The sequence below is a fragment of the Bacteroides pyogenes DSM 20611 = JCM 6294 genome, from assembly GCF_000428105.1.
Taxonomy (GTDB): domain Bacteria; phylum Bacteroidota; class Bacteroidia; order Bacteroidales; family Bacteroidaceae; genus Bacteroides; species Bacteroides pyogenes.
In genome coordinates this window covers 1-4,964 of the sequence record NZ_ATZH01000064.1, presented here as the reverse complement: position 1 = coordinate 4,964, position 4,964 = coordinate 1, and the positions used below count along the sequence as shown (strand labels likewise).

Genomic DNA, 4,964 nt, shown 5'->3' with positions numbered 1-4,964 from the left:
GCTCTGACCGGTAAATGACGGGACAGGAATAAATGTGCCGCTTTGTCCCAGTTCTATAAAATCGCCTTTGGAAGTATTGACGCAGGACTGTTCTTCTGCATAACGGGACTTGCTGTCATAAAATCTCCAGACAGGGATATTGAGTTCCGCCAGCCTTGATTTATAAGTTACTTTGTGTTCCTTGCAGTACATAATAATTTCTGCAACTTCTTCTCGTGTCATCATAAGTTTTATTTTTGGGCACAAAGATACTGGTCGAAGAGATTGCAGAAAATACGTGGTTTACCGGAGGCTTACAATTCAACACCAATATCTGGAATTATTTGCACACTAAGAAACCAGAATGCCACACTTTCGGACAACGACTTGAAGTCTCCTTACATTCAAGTGCAGGAAAATGCCACTGCCAAAGATTTCGCGAAGTCGGACAGTCTGTTTTACTTCAACAGAGAATGCAAAAAAGTAACAGTACTCTCTCCCAAAAGACTTCAACGCTTTCAATAAATTGAGCACCTAAGTTTTGAGCATTTGTTACAGCAAGCACCCGTTTATTGACGTGATAGAGCCGTGCCTGTATCTCTTCCCATTTCCAACGGCGATGTTTTTCGTAGTTGTACATTTTGATGTCTTGAATGGCTGAGACGGTTTCAACCCAATAACTGTAAGCATTTGATGCCAAAAACAACCATCTATGATATTACGACTAACCATTTCACATTATGATACTGTGATAATGCTTGAAAAATATGGCTTGTGCTACCCGACCAGTGATGTACATCATCTGGATTAGAATTTGAAAGAAAAGCTATATTCATAGAATTAGGTGTTTATAGCACAAGTAAACCTGCTATTAACAGGTCTGCTTGTATATCCAATACTCTCAATCAATTATTGTCTTTGATAATTAGACTCTTATTTCTCTTTTTATCCCCAATAATCGTTGATTTAATTTATGTGCTATGCATAAATTGGGGTTATTGTTTAATTCTCGAAAAAAGTTTTACCTTTTTCTGATTATCCAAATAAAATAGTTGATTAATTGAGAATAGGGCAGGACTTATGTCGGCAAAGTCTGCGGCTCCCCTTGGAACGTCGGCAAATCCTATTATTCTTTTATCGTGAATAAAAATCAAAACACAGATATTGTCAAAAGATGCTTTCGTTTTAAGCCTGTTTTGAATTTTTGGGGGAATATCAAAACTTCTTTTTTTAAGGTCTTCATAAGAGTATGGCTGTAGAATATAAAGCGAATCTATTTTATTACCATCAACAAGCGGAATAAAACTGAAAGTTGATCCCGGGGATAATCTTTTCAGATATCCTACACTATCATTACTCATATCGTAGTTGTTGCAGCTATAAACGATAAACAATATCAATATTTGAATGTAAAATATATATTTTTTCATGTGTTTGTTTTTTTATTTTTACATTAAAGACACACGGAGCGAACCTCCTGATATTTATTAGGGTATTCCCTTGTGTGTCAAAGGTATATTTACATGGCTGTAATATAAATCTATGGTTTTAATTGTAATTTACCTTGATTTGCGGCTTTTAAACACTCTTGATACAGCCGGTCTTCACTCCATCCTTCTTTTAACGCCTGTTTGCCCAACGCATACCCAACACTATTGTTAAATAAGTCCATTTTTTTCATCCTCATTTGATGATTCGCTCTCATGAGCATTTCCGTATTGTTCGGCGTAAGGTATTAAGCTGTAGCCGGTTTTGATCTGATTAAGGGCACTCCAATAGCAATGTCTGACTGCGTCGCCATAACCATTATGCTGCCCCTCTAAAAACGCCGTCTTATCAATCCACGGATACTTATTATCAACTTGAGATGTCGTATTATTAGCATAATAGGAATTTGTATTATTCCAATTACCATCTGTCCCGCCGTTGTAATCCGTTCCCGCATATGAACCGCCGTAATACGCACCTTCGGCAGGCGTTCCACCCGTATAAGAACCTCCGAAATAAGACTGATCATTTACAGGTACTCCATTTTGATAAATAGTCCCGTCTGTACCGCCCATATAGTAGCCGTTGGGATTACTCCACTTGTACACCATGGAATAATCCTCCCAAGTATAAGGGTCTGAAATGTCGCCATAAGCTCCACCTACAAAGCTACTTTGTTGCTCAAAATCTATAACACACATAGATGCTTTTAGCTCTGCTAAATTTTTTCTTTTAATTTTTGTCTCATTGTAAATATGTATTTTTGTTTGTTAAAAAAACAAGCAACCTTCAATTGATAGGTCTGCTTGTAAATACAACATATTGAATCAATTATTGTCTTTGACAATTAAACTCTTATTTTTCTTTTTATCCCATATAATAGTTCCTTTATCTTTTGATATAATTTTTTGTTTAACTTCCCCTTTTTCGGTTATAAAGTATTCATAAGTATTTATTTTACAGAACATCGGATAAGCCTTTGTTTTTTCGAATTCCTTTTTGGATATGCTTGCCTGTTCAACGATTAATCTAAATGGGGTTATGCTACCTCTAAAATTAGCCTGCCATAAATCCCCTCCACGAGAGATAATACTACTGTCTATTATTTCTCCTTTTGGGGAATAAACCATAAGTATAATCTCAGAATATGGATAATTTCCGGAAGAAGAAGGGATATCACAGTTTTTATAAATAAAACATAAAATAAAATCCTTACTTTTAATTATAGAACCATATTGATACCACAAATTTTCAATATCGCACCCACAGTCTGGTTTATGTTTAATAAAAAGTTTAACAAACTCGCTTGCGATTTCGTTTTTACTTCTTAAGAAATCGTTATCTATAGTGTCTGTTTTTACTTCTCTAAACTTAGACGTATAGCTATCAAACAAAACCGTATTTTGACCAAATATAATAGCACTATTGCCTACTACTGTTATTAAAAGTAATATAAATATCTTTTTCATTTCCTTATTTATTTGTACGAACGCTTGTTACCGTATAATTATTTGTTCTACCATTCGTTTTCTCAAAGCTACCTGTAAGTTTGCCATCATTCACAGTTAATGTATTATTGGAGGACGTTCCGTAGTTTGGGTTACCTGTGGCTGGATCGTAAAAGTTATAAGTAGTAGTAGAACTGCCATCAGAATTTGTAATTGTAGTACTGCCTGTTATTACAATAGTTAGATGAAGTTCCACCATTATAGGATGTATTTGTCCCGCCGGTAACTGTAATTTCCGGCAAGTTACAGCACAATTCGCCACTTTCGTTGTAATAATAAATACTACTTCCACCTCCAAATCGTTGAAACTCATCAAAAGTAAATGGATCACCATAGGTTCCATCTCCACATCCTACAAAGGTTTTCTGCATTTCGAACGTAATAATTTCTTTTCTTTGTGCCAATTCCGCTAATGTAGCACGTGTTACTTTTTTTCTTTGCATAATCGATGTTCTTTTAGTGTTTTATATTTAGTACTTATAATCTACCTTTTGTAAATGCCTCCTCCAATTCCACATTCCTCTTAAAATCATACAATGCCATCGTCCTCAATGTGAAATAGCTGTTATATGTATCTCTAATCGCTGAATAATAGCGTTGCATCGCGTTATTTTGGTCGCTTTGGGCAGCTGTAAGTTCATAAACAGAAACTTTACCAAGCGAAAATTTTTGAATCAGTATCCGATATTGTTCCTGCGAAAGATGATAAGCTTTTTCAGCTATTTGAACGCCTATAACGATGGATTGCCGTATATTTCCATTCCGGTAAGCATCCATAAAATTGTCGGCATATTGGTTTACACCATAATTCAGGCTGACGTTTCCATTAAAACGATTGCTCAATTTAGCAGAAAATAAACTTCGCTCAGCTTCCAAGCTTTGGATTTCCTGCTGTTTGGAAAAAGGATTGTTCCGCTTTACGTAAAACAGCACGGAATGAGTATCAATGGCAATAGGAACATTAAATTCGGGGATTGACACATCGGAAAAGCTTATCCCTAAGAAAACAGCAAGGCGTTCTTGTGCTTCAGAGTAGTTTTTAACTGCGTTTTCGTAAGCGTATTGGGAATTGATCGATTGGAGTTCAATCTGTTTCAGGTCGTACTCGGTTATATGACCGCTGTTTAATTTGATATGGGCAAGTTGTAGGAGAGTGTCGTTGCTTTGAGCAGTTTGTCGGGCTAAATCCTGCTCCATTCTACCCAGCAAAGCCTTCATAAAAAGACCGAGTGCCTGCTGCTGAATTTGAGAGATCTTAGTGCAATATTGCTTTATCGCTATGTTGTTTTTGGCATATTCTATCTTTTTTTCAAGGCGGTGTAGTTTTCTGCCTCCCCACAATTGTTGAGAATAACCGATTGAAAAAGGAGTCGTGCTAAAACTGTTCCTTTTGCGGGAAAATTCATTGAGATAATTGATATTACTACCAACATTTAACTCTCCTCCTGTAATTCCAATTTTCTGACGAATGGAAATACCTGCGCTGCCATTATTGGAGTAATCTTCCACATAAGAATAACTTCCATCATCCGGCTGTTGCAACATACGCAAAGAGCGATTGAAGTTTATCGGATTGAAATGTAACGAAAAAGATGGGAGAAACCCTTTTTTGTAGATTTCGAATTGAAGTATTTCGTTTTGATAGTTTAGTTTTTCTATCAGTGCAGTGGAAGAATTTAAAGACAAAACATTCACGACTTGATCCAATGTCACTCTCCTTGATGACTCTTGACCATAAGTCTTGAAACAAGCAAAGAAAGCTATCGGCACTGCAATTAATATAAGTAGTAGTTGTCTCAAAATCTGTGTTTTATTCTTCAATTGGCAAAACTATAAAAAGGATATGAAACACCAAATTATTCCGATAGTTTTTTGTGAGGGATTTCACTTTAGCTTGATTTCTTCCAATTCAATCATTTAGCTTTGCCAGACAAAAAGTGAATAAGAGCATTTACTCCTGTTTTCCTTTTTGCATTTTCCAATCTATAA

At 35.9% G+C, this 4,964-nt stretch carries 6 protein-coding genes and 1 pseudogene; all 7 read right to left on the bottom strand.

The window, feature by feature from the left end; all coding sequences use genetic code 11:
- On the bottom strand, positions 1-225 hold a 225-nt coding region (locus tag C234_RS17845), incomplete at its 3' end, for a hypothetical protein (protein ID WP_034538476.1).
- Between the two features lie 223 nt (positions 226-448).
- Positions 449-679 (bottom strand): annotated as a pseudogene (locus C234_RS18295) (peptidase domain-containing ABC transporter); the annotation flags it as partial.
- A gap of 295 nt (positions 680-974) precedes the next feature.
- On the bottom strand, positions 975-1,409 hold the full coding sequence (locus C234_RS0112705; protein WP_027326073.1) for a hypothetical protein: 435 nt from the start codon (positions 1,407-1,409) through the stop codon (positions 975-977).
- 228 nt (positions 1,410-1,637) lie between these two features.
- Positions 1,638-2,168: a DUF6973 domain-containing protein gene (locus C234_RS16855; RefSeq protein WP_051290269.1), complete on the bottom strand. Its 531-nt coding sequence runs from the start codon at positions 2,166-2,168 to the stop codon at positions 1,638-1,640.
- Positions 2,169-2,294: 126 nt separating this feature from the next.
- A complete protein-coding gene (locus C234_RS0112695; RefSeq protein ID WP_027326072.1) occupies positions 2,295-2,936 on the bottom strand; it encodes a hypothetical protein in 642 nt (213 codons plus the stop codon).
- Between the two features lie 179 nt (positions 2,937-3,115).
- Positions 3,116-3,418 carry a hypothetical protein gene (locus C234_RS17600; protein ID WP_148295242.1) on the bottom strand — a complete coding sequence of 101 codons (303 nt, stop codon included), beginning with the start codon at positions 3,416-3,418 and terminating at the stop codon, positions 3,116-3,118.
- A 34-nt stretch (positions 3,419-3,452) separates the two neighbouring features.
- Positions 3,453-4,775 (bottom strand): TolC family protein, encoded by a 1,323-nt coding sequence (locus C234_RS0112685; protein ID WP_027326070.1) that lies wholly within the window; start codon positions 4,773-4,775, stop codon positions 3,453-3,455.
- Positions 4,776-4,964: the final 189 nt, after the last annotated feature.